General features: G+C 58.8%; 22 protein-coding genes and 2 tRNA genes. 23 read left to right on the top strand and 1 reads right to left on the bottom strand.

Annotated elements, in window-relative coordinates; translation table 11 throughout:
• The first annotated feature begins 215 nt into the window (after positions 1-215).
• From grpE to DCO47_RS06000, 8 genes are all read left to right on the top strand, one after another.
• The gene (gene grpE, locus DCO47_RS06035) at positions 216-782 is read left to right on the top strand and encodes a nucleotide exchange factor GrpE (RefSeq protein WP_039759570.1); all 567 of its coding nucleotides are present in this window, start codon (positions 216-218) and stop codon (positions 780-782) included.
• Between the two features lie 102 nt (positions 783-884).
• Positions 885-2,801 carry a molecular chaperone DnaK gene (gene dnaK / locus DCO47_RS06030; protein WP_042608859.1) on the top strand — a complete coding sequence of 639 codons (1,917 nt, stop codon included), beginning with the start codon at positions 885-887 and terminating at the stop codon, positions 2,799-2,801.
• A gap of 297 nt (positions 2,802-3,098) precedes the next feature.
• Positions 3,099-4,223, top strand: a complete 1,125-nt coding sequence (gene dnaJ, locus DCO47_RS06025) for a molecular chaperone DnaJ (protein ID WP_039759565.1) — start codon at positions 3,099-3,101, stop codon at positions 4,221-4,223.
• Positions 4,224-4,232: 9 nt separating this feature from the next.
• Complete coding sequence (gene dapB / locus DCO47_RS06020; protein WP_016771766.1) at positions 4,233-5,036, top strand: 4-hydroxy-tetrahydrodipicolinate reductase; 804 nt, start codon at positions 4,233-4,235, stop codon at positions 5,034-5,036.
• A gap of 258 nt (positions 5,037-5,294) precedes the next feature.
• Positions 5,295-6,431 (top strand): glutamine-hydrolyzing carbamoyl-phosphate synthase small subunit, encoded by a 1,137-nt coding sequence (carA, locus tag DCO47_RS06015; RefSeq protein WP_016771765.1) that lies wholly within the window; start codon positions 5,295-5,297, stop codon positions 6,429-6,431.
• Between the two features lie 124 nt (positions 6,432-6,555).
• On the top strand, positions 6,556-9,777 hold the full coding sequence (gene carB / locus DCO47_RS06010) for a carbamoyl-phosphate synthase large subunit (protein ID WP_039759558.1): 3,222 nt from the start codon (positions 6,556-6,558) through the stop codon (positions 9,775-9,777).
• A gap of 2 nt (positions 9,778-9,779) precedes the next feature.
• On the top strand, positions 9,780-10,256 hold the full coding sequence (gene greA, locus DCO47_RS06005) for a transcription elongation factor GreA (protein WP_039759729.1): 477 nt from the start codon (positions 9,780-9,782) through the stop codon (positions 10,254-10,256).
• 28 nt (positions 10,257-10,284) lie between these two features.
• A complete protein-coding gene (locus DCO47_RS06000; RefSeq protein WP_116657715.1) occupies positions 10,285-10,689 on the top strand; it encodes an MFS transporter in 405 nt (134 codons plus the stop codon).
• 9 nt (positions 10,690-10,698) lie between these two features.
• Here the strand turns inward: DCO47_RS06000 and DCO47_RS05995 are convergent, their stop codons facing one another.
• Complete coding sequence (locus tag DCO47_RS05995; protein WP_016771761.1) at positions 10,699-11,007, bottom strand: YhbY family RNA-binding protein; 309 nt, start codon at positions 11,005-11,007, stop codon at positions 10,699-10,701.
• A 101-nt stretch (positions 11,008-11,108) separates the two neighbouring features.
• Here DCO47_RS05995 and rlmE point away from each other — a divergent pair, with 101 nt between their 5' ends.
• From rlmE to pnp, 15 genes are all read left to right on the top strand, one after another.
• Positions 11,109-11,738, top strand: a complete 630-nt coding sequence (gene rlmE, locus DCO47_RS05990) for a 23S rRNA (uridine(2552)-2'-O)-methyltransferase RlmE (protein WP_039759551.1) — start codon at positions 11,109-11,111, stop codon at positions 11,736-11,738.
• 202 nt (positions 11,739-11,940) lie between these two features.
• On the top strand, positions 11,941-13,848 hold the full coding sequence (ftsH, locus tag DCO47_RS05985) for an ATP-dependent zinc metalloprotease FtsH (RefSeq protein WP_116657714.1): 1,908 nt from the start codon (positions 11,941-11,943) through the stop codon (positions 13,846-13,848).
• An 8-nt stretch (positions 13,849-13,856) separates the two neighbouring features.
• The gene (gene folP / locus DCO47_RS05980) at positions 13,857-14,708 is read left to right on the top strand and encodes a dihydropteroate synthase (RefSeq protein ID WP_116657713.1); all 852 of its coding nucleotides are present in this window, start codon (positions 13,857-13,859) and stop codon (positions 14,706-14,708) included.
• Between the two features lie 16 nt (positions 14,709-14,724).
• Positions 14,725-16,062, top strand: a complete 1,338-nt coding sequence (gene glmM, locus DCO47_RS05975) for a phosphoglucosamine mutase (RefSeq protein WP_042608861.1) — start codon at positions 14,725-14,727, stop codon at positions 16,060-16,062.
• 65 nt (positions 16,063-16,127) lie between these two features.
• Positions 16,128-16,883 (top strand): triose-phosphate isomerase, encoded by a 756-nt coding sequence (tpiA, locus tag DCO47_RS05970; RefSeq protein ID WP_042608862.1) that lies wholly within the window; start codon positions 16,128-16,130, stop codon positions 16,881-16,883.
• A gap of 4 nt (positions 16,884-16,887) precedes the next feature.
• Positions 16,888-17,271 (top strand): preprotein translocase subunit SecG, encoded by a 384-nt coding sequence (gene secG, locus DCO47_RS05965; RefSeq protein WP_016771756.1) that lies wholly within the window; start codon positions 16,888-16,890, stop codon positions 17,269-17,271.
• Positions 17,272-17,293: 22 nt separating this feature from the next.
• Positions 17,294-17,379, top strand: a tRNA-Leu gene (locus DCO47_RS05960).
• Between the two features lie 97 nt (positions 17,380-17,476).
• Positions 17,477-17,553: transfer RNA gene (locus DCO47_RS05955), tRNA-Met, on the top strand.
• A 139-nt stretch (positions 17,554-17,692) separates the two neighbouring features.
• Positions 17,693-18,151, top strand: coding sequence for a ribosome maturation factor RimP (gene rimP, locus DCO47_RS05950; protein WP_007973115.1), 459 nt, complete (start codon positions 17,693-17,695; stop codon positions 18,149-18,151).
• A 47-nt stretch (positions 18,152-18,198) separates the two neighbouring features.
• Positions 18,199-19,680, top strand: coding sequence for a transcription termination factor NusA (gene nusA / locus DCO47_RS05945; RefSeq protein ID WP_116657712.1), 1,482 nt, complete (start codon positions 18,199-18,201; stop codon positions 19,678-19,680).
• A 27-nt stretch (positions 19,681-19,707) separates the two neighbouring features.
• Positions 19,708-22,233: a translation initiation factor IF-2 gene (gene infB / locus DCO47_RS05940; protein WP_041477933.1), complete on the top strand. Its 2,526-nt coding sequence runs from the start codon at positions 19,708-19,710 to the stop codon at positions 22,231-22,233.
• Positions 22,234-22,392: 159 nt separating this feature from the next.
• On the top strand, positions 22,393-22,794 hold the full coding sequence (gene rbfA / locus DCO47_RS05935; protein ID WP_016771753.1) for a 30S ribosome-binding factor RbfA: 402 nt from the start codon (positions 22,393-22,395) through the stop codon (positions 22,792-22,794).
• A gap of 4 nt (positions 22,795-22,798) precedes the next feature.
• Positions 22,799-23,716: a tRNA pseudouridine(55) synthase TruB gene (gene truB, locus DCO47_RS05930; RefSeq protein ID WP_024011571.1), complete on the top strand. Its 918-nt coding sequence runs from the start codon at positions 22,799-22,801 to the stop codon at positions 23,714-23,716.
• Positions 23,717-23,859: 143 nt separating this feature from the next.
• The gene (gene rpsO / locus DCO47_RS05925) at positions 23,860-24,129 is read left to right on the top strand and encodes a 30S ribosomal protein S15 (RefSeq protein WP_016771751.1); all 270 of its coding nucleotides are present in this window, start codon (positions 23,860-23,862) and stop codon (positions 24,127-24,129) included.
• Positions 24,130-24,333: 204 nt separating this feature from the next.
• Positions 24,334-26,439, top strand: coding sequence for a polyribonucleotide nucleotidyltransferase (pnp, locus tag DCO47_RS05915; RefSeq protein WP_116657710.1), 2,106 nt, complete (start codon positions 24,334-24,336; stop codon positions 26,437-26,439).
• The last annotated feature ends 137 nt before the right edge of the window (positions 26,440-26,576 follow it).

Genomic DNA, 26,576 nt, shown 5'->3' with positions numbered 1-26,576 from the left:
CTGGTTATTTATACAGTGTTTTGTTCCGGCCTGACAATGCCCTCGCTTAGCTCGATTTGCTTGATCGAAAAGTTTTCTTAGCGCATTCGAGAATGACTATTCAGCACTTTTTTGTAGGGACATCGATTGCAGCCCTTGAAGCCTGATTTTGCGGCCCCATATATCGGGGCAGAAGCGCGAGTCAGGCTCGCGGACGAAATTGAAAGGAGAATTCTATGGCTGACGAACAGACAGTAGATACGCAAAACCCAGATGCCAATCAGGCGCCCGAAGGTTCGGGTGACGACCTGGCGACCCGTGTGCAAGTGCTCGAAGAGCAATTGGCCGCCGCGCAGGATCAGTCTCTGCGTGTTGCTGCCGATCTGCAGAACGTTCGCCGCCGTGCCGAGCAGGACGTCGAGAAGGCGCACAAGTTTGCCCTGGAGAAATTCGCCAGCGACCTGCTGCCGATCGTCGACAGCCTGGAGCGCGGCCTCGAGCTGTCGAGCCCGGACGACGAAAGCATCCGTCCGATGCGCGAAGGCATCGAGCTGACCCTGAAAATGTTCCACGACACCCTCAAGCGCTACCAGCTTGAAGCGATCGATCCGCATGGCGAACCGTTCAACGCCGTTCACCATCAGGCGATGGCCATGCAGGAAAGCGCCGATGTCGAGCCGAACAGCGTGCTGAAGGTTTTCCAGAAGGGCTACCAGCTCAATGGTCGTCTGCTGCGCCCGGCGATGGTCGTGGTCAGCAAGGCGCCGGCACCGGTTTCGCCTTCGATTGACGAGCAGGCTTGAAATTAGCCGCAAGGCCCCCATTTAGAAGTCAAGCGTTTAAGTGCTACCGCAGTCAGCCACCATTGCTGCGGCAACAAAATCCAAAGTTTCGGGAGAGTGAACATGGGCAAAATTATCGGTATCGACCTGGGGACTACCAACTCCTGCGTCTCCGTGCTGGAAAACGGCAAAGCCAAAGTTATTGAAAACGCTGAAGGCGCGCGTACCACGCCGTCGATCATCGCTTACGCCAACGATGGCGAAATTCTGGTAGGTCAGTCGGCCAAGCGTCAGGCTGTCACCAACCCGCACAACACCCTGTACGCAGTAAAGCGTCTGATCGGTCGTCGTTTCGACGAAGAAGTTGTGCAGAAAGACATCCAGATGGTCCCTTACAAGATCGTCAAGGCTGACAACAATGACGCCTGGGTTGAAGTGAACGGCCAGAAAATGGCTCCGCCACAAATCTCGGCTGAAATTCTGAAGAAGATGAAGAAGACCGCCGAAGACTACCTCGGCGAGGCAGTGACCGAAGCGGTGATCACCGTCCCGGCCTACTTCAACGACAGCCAGCGTCAGGCCACCAAAGACGCCGGCCGCATCGCTGGTCTGGATGTAAAACGTATCATCAACGAACCAACCGCAGCCGCGCTGGCTTACGGTATGGACAAGGCCAAGGGCGATCACACCGTGATCGTTTATGACCTGGGTGGCGGTACTTTCGACGTTTCCGTAATCGAAATCGCTGAAGTTGACGGTGAGCACCAGTTCGAAGTGTTGGCCACCAACGGTGACACCTTCCTCGGCGGTGAAGACTTCGACATTCGTCTGATCGATTACCTCGTTGACGAATTCAAGAAAGAAAGCGGCATGAACCTCAAAGGTGACCCGCTGGCCATGCAGCGCCTGAAAGAAGCCGCTGAGAAAGCCAAGATCGAGCTGTCGTCCGCTCAGTCGACCGACGTCAACCTGCCGTACATCACAGCAGACGCGACCGGTCCTAAGCACCTGAACGTGAAAATCTCGCGTGCCAAGCTCGAAGCACTGGTTGAAGACCTGGTTCAGCGCACCATCGAACCTTGCCGCATTGCCATGAAAGACGCCGGTATCGACGTCAGTGCGATCAACGACGTGATTCTGGTCGGTGGTCAGACTCGTATGCCGCTGGTGCAGAAGCTGGTTACCGATTTCTTCGGTAAAGAAGCGCGTAAAGACGTCAACCCGGACGAAGCGGTTGCCATGGGTGCTGCGATTCAGGGCGCTGTTCTGGCCGGTGACGTTAAAGACGTGCTGCTGCTCGACGTCAGCCCGCTGACCCTGGGTATCGAAACCATGGGTGGCGTGATGACCGCGCTGATCGAGAAAAACACCACGATTCCTACCAAGAAATCGCAAGTGTTCTCGACTGCCGACGACAACCAGGGCGCTGTGACCATTCACGTTCTGCAGGGCGAGCGCAAGCAAGCCGCACAGAACAAATCGTTGGGCAAGTTCGACCTGGCCGACATTCCACCAGCTCCACGTGGCGTGCCGCAGATCGAAGTGACCTTCGACATCGACGCCAACGGCATCCTGCACGTCGGCGCGAAAGACAAGGCTACCGGCAAGACCCAGTCGATCGTGATCAAGGCCAACTCCGGTCTGTCCGACGAAGAAATCGAGCGCATGGTGCGTGACGCCGAGGCGAATGCCGAGGAAGACCGCAAGTTCGAAGAGCTGGCCGCTGCCCGTAACCAGGGTGATGCACTGGTGCACTCGACTCGCAAGATGATCGCTGACGCGGGCGACAAGGTCACCGCCGAAGAGAAGACTGCAATCGAAGCTGCTGTGGTTGCTCTGGAAGCCGCCGTCAAAGGCGACGACAAGGCTGCCATCGAAGCCAAGGTTGAAGAGCTGTCGAAAGTCTCCGCTCCGGTTGCTCAGAAGATGTACGCCGAACAGGCTCAGCCAGCTGATGGCGCAGCCCCGCAAGGCGAATCGGCTGAGAAGGCTGACGACGTTGTCGACGCCGAGTTCGAAGAAGTAAAAGACCACAAGTAAGTTGTTGGTCGCCCGGTTGACTGCCTTGCGGCGGTGACTGGTAGGATGTCGCCGCGCGGGAGCTTGCCTCCCGCGTTGGCGTATCTGGAATACGCGAATTTTTACAGCATGCGACAGCGTTCGGATGCTGGCGGTATGGCCGGGAATGCTCCTGCTTTTCGCGCCGCAGATACCGCATCAATCAAGACCAGGATCGTTGAATTGACGTGAGTTGGGTCCGGGCCTTAATGGGGGCTCAACGAGTTTGGCGAGGCTCAGGAGGGGTTTGCCGAACGTCCTTAAGAGTGCAAAGAACTTATGGCAAAGCGTGACTATTACGAAGTATTGGGTGTCGAGCGGGGCACGAGCGAAGCGGACCTGAAAAAGGCCTATCGCCGTCTGGCCATGAAGCACCACCCCGACCGTAATCCCGGCGACAAAGCTTCGGAAGAAGCATTCAAAGAGGCCAACGAGGCCTATGAAGTGTTGTCCGACGCCAGCAAGCGCGCGGCATACGACCAGTACGGGCATGCCGGCGTCGATCCGAGCATGGGCGGCGGCGGTGCCGGTTTCGGTGGCCAGAACTTCTCGGACATCTTTGGCGATGTCTTCAGTGACTTTTTCGGCGGCGGTCGCGGCGGTTCCCGTGGCGGCGCCCAGCGTGGCAGCGATCTGCGCTACACCCTGGAGCTGAATCTGGAAGAAGCGGTGCGCGGGACGTCGGTGAATATCCGCGTTCCGACACTGGTCAACTGCAAGCCGTGCGATGGTTCCGGCGCCAAGAAAGGCTCCTCGCCGACGACATGCCCGACCTGTGGCGGTATCGGCCAGGTGCGCATGCAGCAGGGCTTCTTCTCGGTGCAGCAGACCTGCCCGCGCTGCCATGGCCAAGGCAAGATCATTTCCGATCCGTGCGACTCCTGTCACGGCGACGGTCGCGTAGAAGAGTACAAAACCCTGTCGGTGAAAGTGCCGGCCGGTGTTGATACCGGCGACCGCATTCGTCTGTCCGGCGAAGGCGAGGCGGGTACCCAGGGGGGGCCGACTGGCGACCTGTATGTTGTGATCAATGTGCGCGAGCACGACATCTTCCAGCGTGACGGCAAGCATCTGTTCTGCGAAGTGCCGATCAGCTTCGTCGACGCAGCGTTGGGCGGCGAGCTGGAGATTCCGACCCTCGACGGTCGCGTCAAACTGAAAATCCCCGAAGGCACGCAGACCGGCAAGCAGTTCCGCGTACGCGGCAAAGGCGTGGCGCCAGTGCGTGGCGGCGGTGCCGGTGACCTGATGTGTCGTGTGGCTGTGGAAACGCCGGTCAACCTCAACCGTCGTCAGCGTGAACTGCTGGAAGAATTCCGCAGCTCCCTGGCTGACGACAACAGCCATTCGCCGAAAACCACCGGTTGGTTCGACGGTGTGAAGCGTTTCTTCGGCGATTTGTAAGGAGTCGGCATGCGACGTATTGCAGTGATGGGCGCCGCCGGGCGCATGGGCAAGACCCTGATCGAAGCGGTGCAGCAGACGCCGGGCGCCGGTCTGACCGCGGCGGTCGATCGTCCCGACAGCACGCTGGTCGGCGCGGATGCCGGTGAGCTGGCAGCGCTGGGCCGTATTGGCGTGCCGCTGTCCGGTGATCTGGATCGTGTGGTTGAAGAGTTCGATGTGTTGATCGACTTCACTCACCCGACCGTGACCCTGAAGAACCTCGCGTTCTGCCGCAAACATGGCAAGGCGATGATCATCGGTACCACCGGTTTCAGTGTTGAAGAGAAGCAGTTGCTGGCCGAGGCGGGCAAGGACATTCCGATTGTTTTCGCTGCCAACTTCAGTGTCGGCGTCAACCTCTGCCTGAAGTTGCTCGACACCGCTGCGCGCGTGCTGGGCGACGATGTCGATATCGAGATCATGGAAGCCCATCATCGGCACAAGGTCGATGCCCCGTCGGGTACCGCCGTGCGCATGGGTGAAGTGATTGCCGATGCGCTGGGGCGAGACCTTAAGAAGGTCGCGGTATACGGTCGCGAAGGTCAGACCGGGGCGCGTGAGCGTGAAACCATTGGTTTCGCCACCGTGCGTGCCGGCGACATCGTCGGTGACCACACCGTTCTGTTCGCTGCCGATGGCGAGCGCGTCGAGATCACCCACAAGGCTTCGAGCCGCATGACCTTCGCCAAGGGCGCGGTGCGTGCGGCGCTGTGGCTGGATGGTCGCGAACCGGGCCTGTACGACATGCAAGACGTGCTCGACCTGCGTTGAGTCGTTGCTGAATCCGGCGCAGACGTCCCGTTTTGCGCCGGTTTTTACCGCTTGGCGACGACCTGTCGCATTCTCCGGCCTTTAAGGCTCTTTAGCGGTGGACCAAAAACGGCCTTTTCTGTAAGCTACAGCTTTAGTGTGTCCACTAAAAGCGCGCAGAATAATTTCAGTGAAGAAGCGGGGTGACGTGTCCATACGTCACTCCGCTTTTTTACAACCTGCGATTGCCCTTTCATGCGTTATTTACGGGAGGTCTTCTTGACTAAGCCAGCCATACTCGCCCTTGCTGATGGCAGCATTTTTCGCGGCGAAGCCATTGGAGCCGACGGTCAGACCGTTGGTGAGGTGGTGTTCAACACCGCAATGACCGGCTATCAGGAAATCCTTACCGATCCTTCCTACGCCCAACAGATCGTTACCCTGACTTACCCGCACATCGGCAACACCGGCACCACGCCGGAAGACGCCGAGTCCGACCGCGTATGGTCCGCTGGCCTGGTCATCCGTGACCTGCCGCTGGTAGCGAGCAACTGGCGTAACACGATGTCCCTGTCCGATTACCTGAAAGCCAACAATGTAGTGGCAATCGCGGGTATCGACACCCGTCGCCTGACCCGCATCCTGCGTGAAAAAGGCGCACAGAACGGCTGCATCATGGCCGGCGACAACATCTCCGAAGAAGCGGCCATCGCCGCTGCGCAAGGCTTCCCGGGCCTGAAGGGCATGGACCTGGCGAAAGTCGTCAGCACCAAGACTCAATACGAATGGCGCTCGACTGTCTGGGATCTGAAAACCGACAGCCACGCGACCATCGAAGCCTCCGAACTGCCATACCACGTGGTCGCCTACGACTACGGCGTCAAGGTCAACATCCTGCGCATGCTGGTCGAGCGCGGCTGCCGCGTCACCGTGGTGCCGGCTCAGACTCCAGCCGCCGATGTGCTGGCGCTCAAGCCGGACGGCGTGTTCCTGTCCAACGGCCCTGGTGACCCGGAGCCATGCGACTACGCGATCCAGGCGATCAAGGAAGTGCTGGAAACCGAGACGCCGGTGTTCGGCATCTGCCTCGGCCACCAGCTGCTGGCTCTGGCCTCCGGCGCCAAGACCCTGAAAATGGGCCACGGCCACCACGGTGCCAACCACCCGGTGCAGGACCTGGACACCGGCGTGGTAATGATCACCAGCCAGAACCACGGTTTTGCGGTAGACGAAGCCACCCTGCCAGCCAACGTGCGCGCGATCCACAAGTCGCTGTTCGACGGCACCCTGCAAGGCATCGAGCGCACCGACAAGAGCGCGTTCAGCTTCCAGGGTCACCCTGAAGCGAGCCCGGGCCCGAACGATGTCGCGCCACTGTTCGACCGCTTCATCAACGAGATGGCCAAGCGACGCTAAGCGTTCGCCTTGAGACTGTAGAGAGAAGCCTTGAGGGCGGCCCCGGCACCCGGCGGCCCCTTCGGGACTTCAGAAATCGATCAAGACGGCTTGCCGACTGACCTGCGGATTTGAGTGACAAACCATGCCAAAACGTACAGACATTAAAAGCATCCTGATTCTCGGCGCTGGCCCGATCGTTATCGGCCAGGCCTGCGAATTCGACTACTCCGGCGCCCAGGCCTGCAAAGCCCTGCGCGAAGAGGGTTACCGCGTCATCCTGGTGAACTCCAACCCGGCCACCATCATGACCGACCCGGACATGGCCGACGCTACCTACATCGAACCGATCAAGTGGCAGACCGTTGCCAAGATCATCGAGAAGGAGCGTCCGGACGCCGTACTGCCAACCATGGGCGGCCAGACTGCACTGAACTGCGCCCTGGACCTGGAGCGCGAAGGCGTTCTGGAGAAGTTCGGCGTAGAGATGATCGGTGCCAACGCCGACACCATCGACAAGGCTGAAGACCGTTCGCGTTTCGACAAGGCGATGAAATCCATCGGCCTGGCGTGCCCGCGTTCCGGGATCGCCCACAGCATGGAAGAGGCCAATGCGGTTCTCGAAACTCTCGGTTTCCCGTGCATCATCCGTCCGTCCTTCACCATGGGCGGCACCGGTGGCGGTATCGCCTACAACCGTGAAGAGTTCGAAGAAATCTGCGCCCGTGGTCTGGACCTGTCGCCGACCAAAGAGCTGCTGATCGACGAATCGCTGATCGGCTGGAAAGAATATGAAATGGAAGTTGTCCGCGACAAAAAGGACAACTGCATCATCGTCTGCTCGATCGAAAACTTCGACCCGATGGGCGTGCACACCGGCGACTCGATCACCGTGGCTCCTGCGCAAACCCTGACCGACAAGGAATACCAGATCCTGCGTAACGCCTCGCTGGCGGTCCTGCGCGAGATCGGCGTCGAGACAGGCGGTTCCAACGTGCAGTTCGGTATCTGCCCGAACACTGGCCGTATGGTCGTGATCGAAATGAACCCGCGGGTATCGCGTTCCTCGGCACTGGCTTCGAAAGCCACCGGTTTCCCGATCGCCAAGGTCGCGGCCAAACTGGCTGTGGGTTACACCCTCGACGAGCTGTCGAACGACATCACCGGCGGCAAGACCCCGGCGTCCTTCGAACCGTCGATCGACTACGTCGTCACCAAGCTGCCACGCTTCGCCTTCGAGAAATTCGCCAAGGCTGACGCGCGCCTGACCACGCAAATGAAGTCGGTCGGTGAAGTCATGGCCATCGGCCGCACCTTCCAGGAATCCCTGCAGAAAGCCCTGCGTGGTCTGGAAGTCGGCGTTTGCGGTCTGGACGAGAAGCTCGATCTGAGCAACCCGGAAAGCATGAGCGTGCTCAAGCGCGAACTGACCGTGCCGGGCGCCGAGCGTATCTGGTACGTGGCGGACGCCTTCCGCGCCGGTCTGTCGGTCGAAGACATCTTCGGCATGAACATGATCGACCCGTGGTTCCTGGTGCAGATCGAAGACCTGATCAAGGACGAAGAGAAGGTCAAGACCCTCGGTCTGTCCTCGATCGACCGCGACCTGATGTTCAAGCTCAAGCGCAAAGGCTTCTCCGATCAGCGTCTGGCCAAGCTGCTGGGCGTCACCGAGAAGAACCTGCGCACCCATCGTCAGAAGCTCGAAGTATTCCCGGTCTACAAGCGCGTTGACACCTGCGCCGCCGAGTTCGCCACCGACACCGCTTACCTCTACTCGACTTACGAGGAAGAGTGCGAAGCCGCGCCGTCGGGTCGCGACAAGATCATGATCCTGGGTGGCGGTCCGAACCGTATCGGCCAGGGCATCGAGTTCGACTACTGCTGCGTTCACGCTGCTCTCGCTCTGCGCGAAGACGGCTACGAAACCATCATGGTCAACTGCAACCCGGAAACCGTGTCCACCGACTACGACACTTCCGACCGTCTGTACTTCGAGCCGGTAACTCTGGAAGACGTGCTGGAAATCTGCCGCGTCGAGAAGCCGAAGGGCGTGATCGTCCAGTATGGCGGCCAGACTCCGCTGAAACTGGCTCGCGCGCTGGAAGCCGCTGGTGTGCCGATCATCGGCACCAGCCCTGACGCCATCGACCGTGCCGAAGACCGCGAGCGCTTCCAGCAAATGGTCGAGCGCCTGAACCTGCGTCAGCCGCCAAACGCCACCGTGCGCAGCGAAGACGAAGCCGTTCGTGCTGCCGCGAAAATCGGTTATCCGTTGGTGGTGCGCCCGTCCTATGTCCTAGGCGGCCGTGCGATGGAAATCGTCTACAAGGAAGACGAGCTCAAGCGTTACCTGCGTGACGCGGTGCAAGTGTCCAACGACAGCCCGGTGCTGCTCGACCACTTCCTCAACTGCGCCATCGAAATGGACGTGGACGCGGTTTGCGACGGCAAGGACGTGGTGATCGGCGCGATCATGCAGCACATCGAACAGGCGGGCGTTCACTCCGGTGACTCCGCATGCTCGCTGCCGCCTTACTCGCTGCCGGCGCACATCCAGGACGAGATGCGCGAACAGGTCAAGAAAATGGCCCTTGAACTGGGCGTTGTCGGCCTGATGAACGTGCAATTGGCTTTGCAGGGCGAAGACATCTACGTCATCGAAGTCAACCCGCGCGCCTCGCGTACCGTACCGTTCGTTTCCAAGTGCATCGGTGTTTCCCTGGCGATGATCGCCGCCCGCGTGATGGCCGGTAAGACCCTGAAGGAAATCGGCTTCACCAAGGAAATCATCCCGAACTTCTACAGCGTGAAAGAGGCGGTGTTCCCGTTCGCCAAGTTTCCTGGCGTTGACCCGATCCTCGGCCCAGAGATGAAGTCGACCGGTGAAGTAATGGGCGTCGGCGACACCTTCGGCGAAGCATTCGCCAAGGCGCAGATGGGCGCCAGCGAAGTGCTGCCGACCGGCGGTACCGCGTTCATCAGCGTGCGCGATGATGACAAGCCGCTGGTTGCAGGCGTGGCCCGTGATCTGATCAACTTGGGCTTCGAAGTGGTCGCCACTGCCGGCACTGCCAAGCTGATCGAAGCGGCAGGCCTGAAAGTGCGCCGCGTGAACAAGGTGACCGAGGGGCGTCCGCACGTGGTCGACATGATCAAGAATGACGAAGTCACGCTGATCATCAACACCACCGAAGGTCGTCAGTCGATCGCCGATTCGTACTCCATTCGTCGCAACGCCCTGCAGCACAAGATCTACTGCACCACTACCATCGCTGCGGGCGAAGCGATCTGCGAAGCGCTGAAGTTCGGTCCGGAAAAAACCGTGCGCCGCTTGCAGGATCTACACGCAGGATTGAAGGCATGAGCATAACCAAGTACCCAATGACTGTTCAGGGCGCCAAAGCCCTGGAAGAAGAACATGCTCACCTGACCAAGGTCGTTCGTCCGAAGCTCAGCCAGGACATCGGTACGGCCCGCGAGTTGGGTGACTTGAAGGAAAACGCTGAATACCATGCCGCTCGCGAACAGCAGGGCATGGTCGAGGCGCGGATTCGTGACATCGAAGGCCGGATCCAGAATCAGGTCATCATCGATGTCACGACCATTCCGCATACCGGCAAAGTGATTTTCGGTACCACCGTGGAAATCGCCAACGTCGAGACTGATGAAAGCGTCACTTACCACATCGTGGGTGAGGATGAGGCTGACTTCAAACTCGGCAAGATTTCCGTCGGTTCGCCGCTGGCCCGCGCCTTGATTGGCAAGGAAGAGGGCGATGTAGTTGCCGTCAAAACGCCAGGCGGCGTGATCGAGTACGAGATTGTCGAAGTTCGTCACATCTGAAAGAAGGCGCCCGCTGCATGCGGGCGCCATGCTTTGGCAACTGACCCAGATGCTTTGGGTCGGTGGTCTATGGTTGATTCACCTTGGTTTGCAGCCGGCGTTAGGCCAGATCGGCCTGGCGCCGCTGTTGATCGACGAAGTAGCCAGTGCATTCGAAGTGCTGGTGGTGGGATTCGCCGCTGTGTGCGTGATCTTTCAGGCTTTAGTGCTGGTACAGGCCGAAGGCCTTGGCAGTCTATGGCGGGATTTTCGCGGGCAGGTGCTGTTGATGGCGTTGTACGCGTGGGCGATGTATGTCGCTGTGTGTGTCGGCTGGCCGGATGCGCAGCGCTGGCAGGTATTCAGTTATCTGGTGCTGGGGTTTTCCGGGCTGGTGCTGGTCATGCAGCCAGTGCCGGGATGGGGTGGCAGGGTGCGCGAAGCACACCCTTGACCCTGCGCATCACTTGAAGCGATGAACGTTCGACAGCTGCTTGTTGGCGCTGAAGTTCTTGCGATAGACCAGAGCCATCTTGCCGATGACCTGAACCAGGTCTGCTTTGCCGACCTTGCACAGTTCGGCGATGTGCGCCAAGCGCGACTCGCGATCGAGGATGTTGAGCTTGATCTTGATCAGCTCGTGATCCGCCAGGGCGCGTTCAAGTTCGGCTAAAACACCTTCAGTCAAACCGTTGTCCGCCACCGTCAACACTGGTTTGAGGTGGTGGCCGATGGATTTGTACTGTTTCTTCTGCTCTGGAGTGAGCGGCATAATCTGACCCTTTCGTCTGGATTCTGTAAAATGGCGGCCATTTTACCCGAGGGTTCGTGGATCCGCCCAACTAATCACGACCCTAATCATCGAGGTGCCCAATGGCGCGTTCCAAGACAAGCCTTGGTTGGCTGAAAAGACATGTCAACGATCCTTATGTGAAGCAGGCGCAGAAGGATGGCTACCGTTCGCGTGCAAGTTACAAGCTTCTGGAGATCCAGGAAAAATACAAATTGATCCGTCCGGGCATGAGCGTGGTCGACCTCGGTGCGGCCCCGGGCGGCTGGTCGCAGGTCACCAGTCGGCTGATCGGTGGTCAGGGGCGTCTGATCGCTTCTGACATCCTTGAGATGGATGGCATTCCGGACGTGACCTTCATTCAAGGTGACTTCACTGAAGACTCGGTGCTTGCCGAAATCCTCGAGGCCGTCGGTAATTCGCAGGTGGACCTTGTGATTTCCGATATGGCCCCCAATATGAGTGGTACACCCGAAGTGGATATGCCCAAGGCCATGTTCCTTTGTGAGCTGGCGCTGGATCTGGCGGAGCGGATACTCAAGCCCGGTGGCAATTTCGTCATCAAGATTTTCCAGGGCGAAGGGTTCGATGTTTATCTGAAGGATGCTCGCAAGAAATTCGACAAGATCCAGATGATCAAGCCAGACTCTTCCCGTGGCAGCTCCCGTGAGCAGTACATGCTGGCCTGGGGTTATCGCGGCGGTGATGCGTAAAACGAGGTTTTTCGGCAGGGCGATAGGTTTTTCATATTTCGCTCTGCGGGCATAAGCGAATATTGTGTAGAAAGTGTTTCACAAAGGGTTACAGACGGCGCCTGCCAGAGTTGTAGGTAATGTAGTAAGTTAGGCCGGTGAATATCATGCGAAGCGCGCGCCAGTAGCGGAGCTTGCTTCAGAGGGTAGTTAATTGAACGATATGGCAAAGAATCTGATCCTGTGGTTGATCATCGCGGCTGTCCTGGTGACGGTGATGAACAACTTCTCCAGCCCTAACGAGCCGCAGACCCTCAACTATTCCGACTTCATCCAGCAGGTCAAGGATGGCAAGGTCGAGCGCGTAGCCGTCGATGGCTATGTGATTACCGGCAAGCGCACCGATGGCGACAGCTTCAGGACCATTCGTCCGGCAATCCAGGACAATGGCCTGATCGGCGATCTGGTCGACAATCACGTTGTGGTTGAAGGCAAGCAGCCTGAACAGCAAAGCATCTGGACCCAGCTTCTGGTGGCCAGCTTCCCGATCCTGGTGATCATCGCGGTGTTCATGTTCTTCATGCGCCAGATGCAGGGCGGTGCCGGTGGCAAGGGCGGGCCGATGAGCTTCGGCAAGAGCAAGGCGCGCCTGCTCTCCGAGGATCAGGTCAAAACCACGTTGGCTGACGTTGCCGGTTGCGACGAAGCCAAGGAAGAAGTCGGCGAACTGGTCGAGTTCTTGCGTGATCCGGGTAAATTCCAGCGTCTGGGCGGCCGTATCCCGCGCGGTGTGCTGATGGTAGGCCCACCGGGTACCGGTAAAACCTTGCTGGCCAAGGCGATTGCCGGCGAAGCGAAAGTGCCGTTCTTCACCATTTCCGGTTCCGACTTTGTCGAAATGTTCGTCGGTGTCGGCGCCAGCCGTGTCCGCGACATGTTCGAGCAGGCCAAGAAGCACGCACCGTGCATCATCTTCATCGACGAAATCGATGCCGTGGGTCGCCATCGTGGCGCCGGTATGGGTGGTGGTCACGATGAGCGTGAGCAGACTCTCAACCAGTTGCTGGTAGAGATGGACGGCTTCGAAATGAACGACGGCATCATCGTGATTGCCGCAACCAACCGTCCCGACGTACTCGACCCTGCGCTGCTGCGTCCGGGCCGTTTCGACCGTCAGGTGGTGGTTGGCTTGCCGGACATTCGTGGTCGCGAGCAGATTCTGAAAGTGCACATGCGCAAAGTGCCAATGGGCGACGACGTTGCTCCGGCGGTAATCGCACGTGGTACTCCGGGCTTCTCCGGTGCTGACCTCGCTAACCTGGTCAACGAGGCGTCGCTGTTCGCTGCCCGTAGCGGCAAGCGTATCGTTGAGATGAAAGAGTTCGAACTGGCCAAAGACAAGATCATGATGGGTGCCGAGCGCAAATCCATGGTCATGTCCGAGAAAGAAAAACAGAACACTGCTTATCACGAAGCTGGCCACGCCATTGTGGGTCGCGTCGTACCTGAGCATGATCCGGTCTACAAGGTATCGATCATCCCGCGCGGTCGTGCGCTGGGTGTGACCATGTTCCTGCCGGAAGAAGATCGCTACAGCCTGTCCAAACGTGCGTTGATCAGTCAGATCTGCTCGTTGTACGGCGGCCGTATCGCTGAAGAAATGACGCTGGGCTTCGATGGTGTGACCACCGGTGCCTCCAACGACATCATGCGTGCAAGTCAGATTGCCCGGAACATGGTGACCAAGTGGGGCTTGTCGGAAAAACTCGGTCCGCTGATGTACGCCGAAGAAGAGGGTGAAGTGTTCCTCGGTCGCGGCGGCGGCGGTCAGGCGGCCAGCTTCTCGGGTGAGACAGCCAAGCTGATCGACTCTGAAGTGCGCAGCATCATCGATCAGTGCTACGGCACCGCCAAGCAGATCCTCACGGATAACCGTGACAAGCTGGATGCCATGGCTGATGCGCTGATGAAGTACGAAACCATCGATGCCGAGCAGATCGACGACATCATGGCCGGTCGCACACCTCGCGAGCCGCGTGACTGGTCCGGTGGCACCGGTACGCCTCCGCCGCCTGTCGTGCAGGACGAGCGTCCGGAAAAACCGATTGGCGGTCCGGCTGCTGACGTTTAAGGTTTGAAATGACTTCTGTTCAGTCCCTGACCCGGTTGCCTTGCGGCAACCGGGTTCTTGATTTGGCCCATACGCATGTCATGGGCATTCTCAATGTCACTCCCGATTCCTTTTCCGACGGTGGTCGTTACAGCCAGCTGGACGCAGCTCTGCGCCACGCCGAAGCCATGGTGCTGGCTGGTGCGACGCTGATCGATGTCGGCGGCGAATCGACCCGGCCGGGTGCTCGAGCGGTTTCTCCTCTGGAGGAGCTTGAGCGCGTCGCACCGATAGTCGAGCTGATCAACCGCGAGCTGGATGTCATCATCTCGGTCGATACTTCCACGCCAGCGGTCATGCGCGAAACCGCACGGCTGGGTGCCGGGTTGATCAACGATGTACGTTCGCTCCGTCGCGATGGCGCGCTGGACGCGGCGGCGGCGACCGGATTGCCGGTGTGTCTGATGCACATGCTCGGCGAGCCGGGCGATATGCAGGACAATCCGCGCTATCAGGATGTCACCCGCGAGGTGGGCGAATTTCTCGCTGAGCGTATGGATCAATGCGCACTCGCGGGCATTCCCGCCGAGCGGATCATTCTCGATCCCGGCTTCGGCTTCGCCAAAACCTTGCAGCACAATCTAAGCTTGTTCAAGCACATGGAGGCCCTGCACGCGCTGGGTCGGCCACTGCTGGTGGGTGTTTCGCGCAAGAGTATGATTGGCCACGCTTTGAACCGTCCCGTGGGTAAGCGTCTGCATGGCGGTCTGGCGCTGGCGGCGCTGGCGTCGGTCAAGGGCGCGCGAATATTGCGCGTCCACGACGTGGCGGAAACTGTCGATGTGGTGCGAATGATCGCGGCCGTAGAATCAGCCGAATAAGAATGATGGAGCACTTATGAGCAAGAAATATTTTGGTACCGACGGCATTCGCGGTCGCGTTGGTGAATACCCGATCACGCCTGATTTCATGCTCAAGCTCGGCTGGGCGGCTGGCATGGCGTTCCGCAAGATGGGTGCGTGCAAGGTGCTGGTCGGCAAGGACACGCGGATCTCCGGCTATATGTTCGAGTCCGCACTCGAGGCCGGGCTGACCTCGGCGGGCGCCGATGTGATGCTGCTCGGCCCGATGCCGACGCCAGCCATTGCCTATCTGTCGCGTACCTTCCAGGCTGAAGCCGGGATCGTGATCAGTGCATCGCACAATCCGCATGACGACAACGGCATCAAGTTCTTCTCCGGCAAAGGCACCAAGCTGCCGGATGAATTGGAGTTGATGATCGAAGAGTTGCTGGATACGCCGATGACCGTCGTCGAATCGAGCAAGATCGGCAAAGTTTCGCGAATCAATGATGCATCCGGTCGCTACATCGAGTTCTGCAAAAGCAGCGTGCCTTCCGGAACCAATTTCTCCGGCCTGAAAATAGTTATCGACTGTGCGCACGGTGCCACCTATAAGGTGGCGCCGAGCGTCTTCCGTGAGCTGGGTGCCGAAGTCGTCGTGCTGTCTGCCCAGCCGAACGGGCTGAACATCAACGATAACTGTGGTTCCACGCACATGGGGCCGTTGCAGGCTGCGGTGCTGGCCGAACACGCCGACCTCGGCATCGCTTTCGATGGTGATGGCGATCGCGTGTTGATGGTTGATCACACCGGTACCATCGTCGACGGCGATGATCTGCTGTTTATCATTGCCCGCGATCTGCATGAGCGCGGCAAGTTGCAGGGTGGAGTGGTCGGTACGCTGATGAGCAACCTCGGCCTCGAACTGGCCCTGGCAGATCTGTCGATCCCGTTCGTTCGTGCCAATGTCGGTGACCGCTATGTCATCGCTGAGCTGCAAGAGCGCAACTGGCTTGTCGGCGGAGAGAATTCCGGGCATGTGGTCTGCTTCAATCACACCACCACGGGCGACGCGATCATCGCGGCCTTGCAGGTGTTGATGGCTCTGAAATCCCGCAATGAAGGTCTCGCCCAAACCCGACAGGCTTTGCGCAAGTGCCCTCAGGTGCTGATCAACGTCCGCTTCGGCGGCGGTGAAAGCCCACTGGAGCATCCGGCTGTCAAGGAAGCCAGCGCCCGTGTAACCCAGGCGATGGCGGGGCGCGGTCGCGTGCTTCTGCGCAAGTCCGGCACAGAGCCTCTGGTGCGCGTAATGGTCGAAGGCGAGGACGAAAACCAGGTTCGCGGCTATGCCGAAGAGCTGGCAAAACTGGTAACCGAAGTTTCTGCCTGATACGGCTTGCAAGCCATGATTGTGTTGGGTAACATCTGCGCCCACTTTGACCGACGAGGTACAGCATGCGTCGCCCTATGGTAGCTGGTAACTGGAAGATGCACGGTACCCGCGCCAGCGTCGCTGAGCTGATCAACGGCCTTCGTCATCTGGCCTTGCCAAGCGGTGTTGATGTCGCGGTGTTCCCGCCTTGCTTGTATATCAATCAAGTGATTGATGGCTTGAAAGGCAAGTCGATTTCGGTCGGCGCGCAGAATTCTGCGGTGGAAGCCATGCAAGGTGCGCTGACCGGTGAGATTGCTCCCAGTCAGTTGGTGGATGCAGGTTGTTCCCTGGTGCTTGTCGGGCACTCCGAACGCCGCCAGATTCTGGGCGAGCGAGACGGGATGCTGAATCGCAAGTTCGCAGCTGCACAGGCATGTGGCTTGATTCCGGTGTTGTGTGTGGGGGAGACCCTTGAGCAACGCGAAGCCGGAAAAACTCTTGAAGTTGTCGGGCGTCAGCTGGGCAGCATCATTGAGGAGCTGGGTGTCGGTGCTTTTGCCAAGGCAGTGATTGCTTACGAGCCGGTCTGGGCCATTGGTACCGGGCTGACTGCAACGCCGCAACAGGCTCAGGATGTGCATAAAGCCATTCGCGAGCAGTTGGCGGCAGAGAATTCTGAAGTCGCACGAAATGTGCGGCTTCTATACGGCGGCAGCGTGAAGGCGGCCAATGCGGTCGAACTGTTCGGCATGCCGGATATCGATGGGGGGCTCATTGGTGGAGCTTCCCTGAATGCAGATGAGTTCGGTGCGATCTGTCGCGCCGCGGGAAACTGAAAAAATGCTGGAAACAGTCGTAGTCGTTTTTCATCTGCTGGGTGCATTGGGCGTAGTTGCTCTGGTTTTGCTGCAGCAGGGTAAGGGTGCGGACGCTGGCGCGTCTTTCGGAGCAGGTGCTTCAAATACTGTGTTCGGAAGCCAAGGTTCCTCTACCTTTCTTAGTAAGTTTACTGCTATACTTGCCGCCGGTTTCTTCATAACCAGCCTGGGGTTAGGTTACTTTGCTAAAGAGAAGGCTCATCAGCTGACTCAAGCAGGTTTGCCAGATCCAGCAGTGTTGGAAGTACCTAAGCAACAACCGGCTTCTGATGATGTCCCGGTGCTTCAAGAGCAAAAGTCGGCTACTCCAGCGACTGACGTGCCTCCAGCTCAAGAGCAGAAGTAAGAAGAGTTTCAAACGTAGTATTGCCGAGGTGGTGGAATTGGTAGACACGCAACCTTGAGGTGGTTGTGCCCATAGGGTGTAGGGGTTCGAGTCCCCTTCTCGGTACCAATTAGTCAGGAGAGCCCGCTGTTGCGGGCTTTCTTGCAGGTGGAAGGTTACATTGACCCTAAAAGGGATCGGTCGTATACTTCCGCCCCAGCTTTGTCGCGGGGTGGAGCAGTCTGGTAGCTCGTCGGGCTCATAACCCGAAGGTCGTCGGTTCAAATCCGGCCCCCGCAACCAGTTTAAGGAGCCCCTTTTAAGGGGCTTTTTGTTAGCTGGATACTTTCAACGCCGCTGTTCGACGGCGTTTCAAGGATGGGCGTTATGCCCATTTTTTTATTTTGCAAAGCATGCACATATCATGCACTAGGGGGTTCAGGTGTCGAGCAAGCTAGAAGAGTTGCAGGCCTTGCTGGCCCCGGTGGTCGTGGCCCTGGGCTATGAATGCTGGGGTATCGAGTTTTCGGCTCAGGGTCGGCACTCGATGTTGCGCGTTTATATCGATAAAGAGGGTGGCGTGCTGGTGGACGACTGCGCCATTGTCAGCCGTCAGATCAGCGGTGTCCTGGATGTTGAAGATCCAATCTCCGTTGAATACACCCTTGAAGTTTCCTCGCCTGGCATGGAGCGCCCGCTGTTCACTCTTGAGCAGTTTGCCAAATTTGCCGGTGAACAAGTGAAGATCAAGCTGCGCTCGCCTTTCGAAGGTCGACGCAACTTTCAGGGCCTTCTGCGCGGTGTAGAAGAGCAGGACGTCGTGGTGCAGGTAGAAGACCACGAGTTCCTGTTGCCGATCGATATGATCGACAAGGCCAACATTATTCCCAGTTTTGACTGAGACGCGGATCCCGCGGATCCAATGGCTTGCGAAAGGCGAGGCGTACGATGAGCAAAGAAGTACTGCTGGTTGTTGAGTCGGTATCCAATGAAAAGGGTGTACCGGCAAGCATAATTTTTGAAGCGCTGGAGCTGGCTCTGGCCACTGCTACCAAAAAGCGTTTTGAAGACGAAGTGGACCTGCGTGTGGAAATCAACCGCCACACCGGTTCCTACGAAACCTTCCGTCGCTGGACGGTCGTCGAAGAGAATGATCTCGACGATCCGGCCATCGAGACCTGGCCTAGCAAGGTTGCCGAAACGCATCCTGGCGCCAAGGTCGGTGACGTCGTCGAAGAGAAAATCGAATCCATCGAGTTCGGCCGCATCGCTGCACAGACTGCCAAGCAGGTCATCGTGCAGAAAGTTCGCGAAGCCGAGCGCGCTCAAGTGGTCGACGCCTATCGCGAGCGCCTGGGGGAAATAATCTCCGGCACCGTGAAAAAAGTCACCCGCGACAACGTGATCGTCGATCTGGGCAACAACGCTGAAGCGTTGCTGGCCCGCGAAGACATCATTTCTCGCGAAACCTTCCGTGTCGGCGTGCGTCTGCGTGCGCTGCTCAAGGAAATCCGCACCGAGAACCGCGGCCCGCAGCTGATCCTGTCGCGTACCGCGCCGGAAATGCTGATCGAGCTGTTCCGTATCGAAGTGCCGGAAATCGCTGAAGGCCTCATCGAGGTCATGGCCGCCTCCCGTGATCCGGGTTCGCGCGCCAAGATCGCCGTCCGTTCCAAGGACAAGCGCATCGATCCGCAAGGTGCCTGCATCGGTATGCGCGGTTCGCGCGTCCAGGCGGTATCGGGTGAGTTGGGCGGCGAGCGTGTTGATATCGTGCTGTGGGACGACAACCCGGCCCAGTTCGTGATCAACGCCATGTCCCCGGCCGAGGTTGCGGCAATTATCGTTGACGAAGATGCCCATGCCATGGACATCGCCGTTGGCGCAGACAATCTGGCTCAGGCCATCGGTCGCGGTGGTCAGAACGTGCGTCTGGCCAGCCAGTTGACTGGCTGGACCCTGAACGTGATGACCGAATCGGACATCCAGGCTAAGCAGCAAGCAGAAACCGGCGACATCCTGCGCAACTTCATCGACGAGCTGGAAGTCGACGAAGAGCTGGCTCAGGTGCTGGTAGATGAAGGCTTCACCAGCCTGGAAGAGATTGCCTACGTACCGGTGGAGGAGATGCTCAACATCGACGGCTTTGACGAGGACATCGTCAACGAGCTTCGTGCTCGCGCCAAGGATCGCTTGTTGACCAAAGCCATCGCTACTGAGGAAAAGCTGGCAGACGCCCATCCGGCCGAAGACCTGCTCTCGCTTGAGGGTATGGACAAGGATTTGGCGATGGAACTGGCGGTGCGCGGCGTAATTACCCGCGAAGACCTGGCCGAGCAGTCTATTGACGACCTGCTCGACATCGACGGCATTGACGATGATCGTGCCGGCAAGTTGATCATGGCCGCCCGAGCCCACTGGTTCGAGTAATTAGGCGCGGCCTGAGGAGAGAAGTGCATGACGCAAGTCACGGTGAAACAACTGGCCGATGAGGTCAAAACACCGGTAGAGCGCCTGTTGCAGCAGATGCGTGAGGCAGGTCTGCCGCACACCGCCGCCGACGAAAATGTGACTGACAGTGAGAAGCAATCCCTGCTGACTCACTTGAAGAGCAGTCACAAGGCGAAAGTGGAAGAACCACGCAAGATCACGCTGCAGCGTAAAACCACCAGCACCCTGCGTGTGGCTGGTAGCAAGAGCATCAGCGTTGAAGTTCGCAAGAAGAAAGTTTTCGTACAGCGTAGCCCGGAAGAAATCGAAGCCGAGCGCAAGCGTGAACTGGATGAGCGCCGCGCAGTAGAAAATGCTGCCCGTCAGAAGGCTGAAGAAGAAGCCAAGCAACGCGCCGAAGAAGAAGCGCGTCGCCAGCCTGCTGCTGCGCAAACCGCTGCCAGCGACGCCGTTGCGGCACCGGCTGCTGCCGAACCTGTTCGCGAAAGCGCACCGGTGGCTGCTGCTCCTGCTCCATCGGCTGACGTTCGCAACAAGCAGAACGAACAGCGCCGTCCGGACAAGCCACGTGCCGACGATAACAATCGTCGCAGCGGTGGCGGTGATGGCGAGCGCAAAAACGCTCCGCATCGCGCATCGGTCAAAGAAAAAGCGCCGGCACCACGTGTGGCGCCACGCACTACCGACGAAGAAAGCGATGGCTTCCGTCGTGGTGGTCGCGGCAAGGCCAAGCTGAAGAAGCGCAACGCCCACGGTTTCCAGAGCCCTACCGGCCCTGTCGTGCGTGATGTGCAGATCGGCGAGACCATCACGGTTGGCGATCTGGCCAACCAGATGTCGGTCAAGGCTGCTGAAATCATCAAGTTCATGTTCAAACTGGGTACCCCAGCGACCATCAACCAGGTGCTTGATCAGGAAACTGCTCAACTGGTAGCCGAAGAACTGGGCCACAAAGTGACCCTGGTCAGCGACACCGCTCTGGAAGATTCCCTGGCCGAGTCCCTGAAGTTTGAAGGTGAGTCGTTCTCCCGTGCTCCAGTCGTGACCGTAATGGGCCACGTTGACCACGGTAAGACTTCCCTGCTCGACTACATCCGTCGTGCCAAGGTAGCTGCTGGCGAAGCCGGCGGTATCACCCAGCACATCGGTGCGTACCACGTTGAGACTGATCGCGGCATGGTCACTTTCCTCGACACCCCGGGTCACGCTGCGTTTACCGCAATGCGTGCCCGTGGTGCCAAGGCGACCGACATCGTGATCCTCGTGGTTGCAGCGGACGACGGCGTGATGCCGCAAACCATCGAAGCGGTTCAGCATGCTCAGGCAGCTGGCGTGCCGCTGGTGGTCGCAGTGAACAAGATCGACAAGCCGGGCGCCGATCTCGATCGCATCCGCAGCGAGCTGTCGGTTCACGGCGTGACTTCCGAAGACTGGGGTGGCGACACACCATTCGTTCCGGTTTCGGCGAAGATGGGTACTGGCGTGGACGAGCTGCTTGAAGCCGTTCTGCTGCAGGCCGAAGTTCTCGAGCTGAAAGCTACTCCATCGGCTCCTGGCCGTGGTGTGGTGGTTGAATCGCGTCTCGACAAGGGCCGTGGCCCGGTGGCAACCGTGCTGGTTCAGGACGGTACGCTGCGTCAAGGCGATATGGTTCTGGTCGGTTCGAACTACGGCCGTGTACGTGCCATGCTCGACGAGAACGGCAAGCCGATCAAGGAAGCCGGCCCTTCCATCCCTGTCGAGATCCTCGGCCTGGACGGTACCCCGGACGCTGGCGACGAGATGAGCGTGGTTGCCGACGAGAAGAAAGCCCGTGAAGTGGCTCTGTTCCGTCAAGGCAAGTTCCGCGAAGTCAAACTGGCTCGCGCTCACGCCGGCAAGCTGGAAAACATCTTCGAAAACATGGGTCAGGCCGAGAAGAAGACGCTCAACATCGTCCTCAAGTCCGACGTCCGTGGTTCGCTGGAAGCGTTGAACGGTGCCTTGAATGGCCTGGGCAACGATGAAGTGCAAGTGCGCGTCGTGGGTGGCGGTGTCGGTGGTATCACCGAATCCGACGCCAACCTGGCACTGGCTTCCAACGCTGTACTGTTCGGCTTCAACGTGCGTGCCGATGCTGGCGCTCGCAAGATTGTCGAGCAGGAAGGTCTGGATATGCGTTACTACAACGTGATCTACGACATCATCGAAGACGTCAAGAAAGCCCTGACCGGTATGCTCGGCAGCGATGTTCGCGAGAACATCCTGGGTGTGGCCGAAGTGCGTGACGTGTTCCGTTCGCCGAAGTTTGGCGCGATCGCCGGTTGCATGGTGATTGAAGGTGTCGTGCACCGTAACCGTCCGATCCGTGTACTGCGTGAAGACATCGTTATCTTCGAAGGCGAGCTGGAATCCCTGCGCCGCTTCAAGGATGACGCTTCCGAAGTACGTGCCGGCATGGAATGCGGTATCGGCGTGAAGAGCTACAACGACGTCAAAGTCGGCGACAAGATCGAAGTCTTCGAGAAGGTTCAGGTTGCTCGCAGCCTCTGACTCGCGCACTTCAAGGGCCACGATGGGCCGTAGCATGGAAATGCACGGCCCAGCGTCCGGACTCTAAACGCAACGCCCGGTCTGGCTTTTGTCAGGCCGGGCGTTTGCCGCTTTCAGACCTTGCGGGTTTCACCGCTGGGCAGTAACAGGTAACAAATCATGGCAAAAGAATACAGCCGTACCCAACGTATCGGCGATCAGATGCAGCGCGAGCTGGCGCAACTGATCCGTCGCGAAGTCAAAGACCCGCGCGTCGGCCTGGTCACCATCACTGCTGTGGAAGTGTCCCGTGACGTCGGTCACGCGAAGATTTTCATCACCGTGATGGGTCAGGACAACGCTGAAGACATCGCGCAAAGCATCAAGGTGCTCAATGCCGCCGCAGGTTTTCTGCGCATGCAACTGGCCCGCGAAATGAAGCTGCGCAGTGTGCCGCAACTGCACTTCCACTACGACGAATCCGTCGTGCGTGGTGCGCACCTGTCGGCACTGATCGAGCGCGCCGTGGCTGAAGACAATCAGCACGTTGCCGCTCCAGCACCTGAAGACACCAAGGAGTAATTCGGTGGCTCAGGTCAAACGTATCCGTCGTAACGTCAGCGGCATCATCCTGCTCGACAAGCCGTTGGGTTTCACTTCCAACGCCGCGTTGCAGAAGGTGCGCTGGCTGCTCAATGCCGAGAAGGCCGGGCACACCGGCAGCCTCGACCCGCTGGCCACCGGCGTGTTGCCGCTGTGCTTCGGCGAGGCGACCAAGTTCTCGCAGTACCTGCTCGATTCCGACAAGGGCTATGAAACCCTGGCGCAACTCGGCAAGACCACCACCACGGCCGATGCCGAAGGCGAAGTTTTGCAGGAGCGTCCGGTGACCGTTGGTCGCGCCGATGTCGAAGCAGTTCTGCCGAAATTTCGCGGGCAAATCAGTCAGATACCGCCGATGTACTCGGCGCTCAAGCGTGATGGCCAGCCGCTGTACAAACTGGCACGTGCAGGCGAAGTAGTGGAGCGCGAACCGCGTTCTGTTACTATTGCGCGCTTGGAATTGCTGGCCTTCGAAGGCGATACTGCGCGGCTTGCGGTGGACTGCAGCAAGGGCACCTATATTCGTACCCTGGTGGAGGATATCGGTGAGCAACTCGGTTGTGGTGCGTACGTCGCAGAATTGCGCCGGACCCAGGCCGGGCCTTTCACCCTCGCGCAGACCGTGACCCTCGAAGAGCTGGAAGCGGTACATGCCGAAGGTGGCAACGAAGCGGTCGACCGTTTCCTGATGCCTTCGGACAGCGGCCTGCAGGATTGGCCGTTGCTGCACTTCTCCGAAGCGAGCGCGTTCTACTGGCTCAACGGCCAGCCGGTGCGTGCCCCGGATGCGCCGAAGTTCGGCATGGTGCGAGTACAGGATCACAATGGTCGCTTCATCGGTATCGGTGAAGTGAGCGAAGACGGGCGCATCGCGCCGCGTCGCTTGATTCGGTCAGAATGACCGGAACCGGTCTGCGTCAAGCGGGCCGGCGAGTGTGGCTGTTAACAGGCATGGTCACTACTCATTTATAGATACAGGGATTTGTCCCTGGCCTGTTGAAGCTGTTTCCCTGAAACAGTTTCCTGATAAGGAAGGATTGCCTCATGGCTCTCGACGTTCAAGAAAAAGCTCAAATCGTTGCTGACTACCAGCAAGCTGTTGGTGACACTGGTTCGCCAGAAGTGCAGGTTGCACTGCTGACCGCCAACATCAACAAACTGCAAGGTCACTTCAAGGCCAACGGTAAAGATCACCACTCCCGTCGTGGTCTGATCCGCATGGTTAACCAGCGTCGCAAGCTGCTGGACTACCTGAAAGGCAAGGACGTGAGCCGGTACGCCGCTCTGATCGCTCGCCTGGGTCTGCGTCGCTAATCAGCGATTGCGCTATGAGGTTGGTGGTCTGTCGGGCGTCAGCGGTTTTCCGCTGGCGCCTTGCAGGCTCCCAGCCTCAAGTTTTATCTGCAGCATGGCTTTACCTGTAACACCCGGACAATTGCCATCGGGCCGATTCCCGAGATTGCCCAAGAATTCGCAAGAAACCGTTTCCCCCAAGAGCCACAAAGAAGGTAGGACACCGTGAACCCGGTAATCAAAAAATTCCAGTTCGGTCAATCGACCGTTACCCTCGAGACAGGCCGTATCGCCCGTCAGGCCTCCGGCGCAGTATTGGTCACCGTTGACGACGACGTCAGCGTGTTGGTGACTGTCGTCGGTGCAAAGCAAGCCGATCCGGGCAAGGGTTTCTTCCCTCTGTCCGTTCACTACCAGGAAAAGACTTACGCTGCCGGTAAGATCCCTGGCGGTTTCTTCAAGCGTGAAGGCCGTCCTTCCGAGAAAGAAACCCTGACTTCCCGACTGATCGACCGTCCGATCCGTCCGCTGTTTCCAGAAGGCTTCATGAACGAAGTGCAGGTTGTCTGCACCGTCGTTTCCACCAGCAAGAAGACCGATCCGGACATCGCTGCGATGATCGGTACCTCGGCTGCCCTGGCCATTTCCGGCATTCCATTCGATGGCCCGATCGGCGCCGCTCGCGTGGCTTTCCACGAAAGCACCGGCTACCTGCTGAACCCGACTTATGAACAGCAAGCCGCTTCGAGCCTGGACATGGTCGTTGCCGGTACTTCCGACGCCGTGCTGATGGTTGAATCGGAAGCCAAAGAGCTGACCGAAGACCAGATGCTGGGCGCGGTACTGTTCGCTCACGACGAATTCCAGGTTGTGATCAACGCAGTCAAGGAACTGGCTGCCGAAGCCGCCAAGCCAACCTGGAACTGGGCTCCACAGCCTGAAGCCACCGAGTTGCTGGGCGCGATCCGTGCCGAGTTCGGCGAAGCGATCTCCCAGGCTTACACCATCACCATCAAGGCCGACCGCTACGCGCGTCTGGGCGAGTTGCGTGACCAGGTGGTTGCCAAGCTGTCCGGTGAAGAAGGCCAGCCTAGCGCTGCTGAAGTCAAAGCAGCCTTTGGCGAAATCGAGTACCGCACCGTTCGCGAAAACATCGTCAACGGCAAGCCACGTATCGACGGCCGCGACACCCGCACCGTACGTCCGCTGAACATCGAAGTCGGCGTTCTGCCGAAGACTCACGGTTCGGCGCTGTTCACCCGTGGTGAAACCCAGGCACTGGTTGTGGCAACACTGGGCACCGCCCGTGACGCGCAACTGCTGGACACCCTGGAAGGCGAAAAGAAAGACCCGTTCATGCTGCACTACAACTTCCCGCCGTTCTCGGTAGGCGAGTGTGGTCGCATGGGTGGCGCCGGTCGTCGCGAAATCGGTCACGGCCGTCTGGCCCGTCGTTCGGTTTCGGCCATGCTGCCAGCCGCTGACGTGTTCCCGTACACCATCCGCGTGGTGTCGGAAATCACCGAATCCAACGGTTCGAGCTCGATGGCTTCCGTGTGCGGCGCTTCCCTCGCGCTGATGGACGCCGGTGTACCGATGAAAGCACCGGTGGCCGGTATCGCCATGGGTCTGGTTAAAGAAGGCGAGAAGTTCGCCGTCCTGACCGACATCCTCGGCGACGAAGATCACCTGGGCGACATGGACTTCAAGGTAGCCGGTACCGCCAAAGGCGTGACCGCGCTGCAGATGGACATCAAGATCAAGGGCATCACCGAAGAGATCATGGAAATCGCTCTGGGCCAGGCCCTTGAAGCGCGCCTGAACATCCTCGGCCAGATGAACCAGATCATTGGTCAGTCGCGTACCGAGCTGTCGGCCAACGCTCCGACCATGATCGCGATGAAGATCGACACCGACAAGATCCGTGACGTTATCGGTAAAGGTGGCGCGACCATCCGTGCGATCTGCGAGGAAACCAAGGCTTCGATCGATATCGAAGACGACGGCTCGATCAAGATCTTCGGCGAAACCAAGGATGCCGCAGAAGCCGCGCGTCAGCGCGTTCTGAGCATCACGGCAGAAGCCGAGATCGGCAAGATCTACGTCGGCAAGGTTGAGCGCATCGTCGACTTCGGCGCATTCGTCAACATCCTGCCGGGCAAGGACGGTCTGGTGCACATCTCGATGCTGAGCGACGCTCGCGTAGAGAAAGTCACCGACATCCTCAAAGAAGGCCAGGAAGTCGAAGTGCTGGTTCTGGACGTGGACAACCGCGGCCGTATCAAGCTGTCCATCAAAGACGTGGCAGCTGCCAAGGCTTCGGGCGTTTAATCACCCCAACGCTTTAGCGCAATGAAGATGCCCCCGCCGTGCAAACGGCGGGGGCATTTTTTTGCCTTGAATAAAGAGCAAAAGATCGCAGCCTGCGGCAGCTCCCACAGAAGCGGTTTGATAATCCAATCATGTGG

The organism is Pseudomonas sp. NDM (genome assembly GCF_003105095.1).
GTDB classification, from domain to species: Bacteria; Pseudomonadota; Gammaproteobacteria; order Pseudomonadales; family Pseudomonadaceae; genus Aquipseudomonas; species Aquipseudomonas moraviensis_A.
This window is presented reverse-complemented; position numbering and strand designations above follow the sequence as displayed.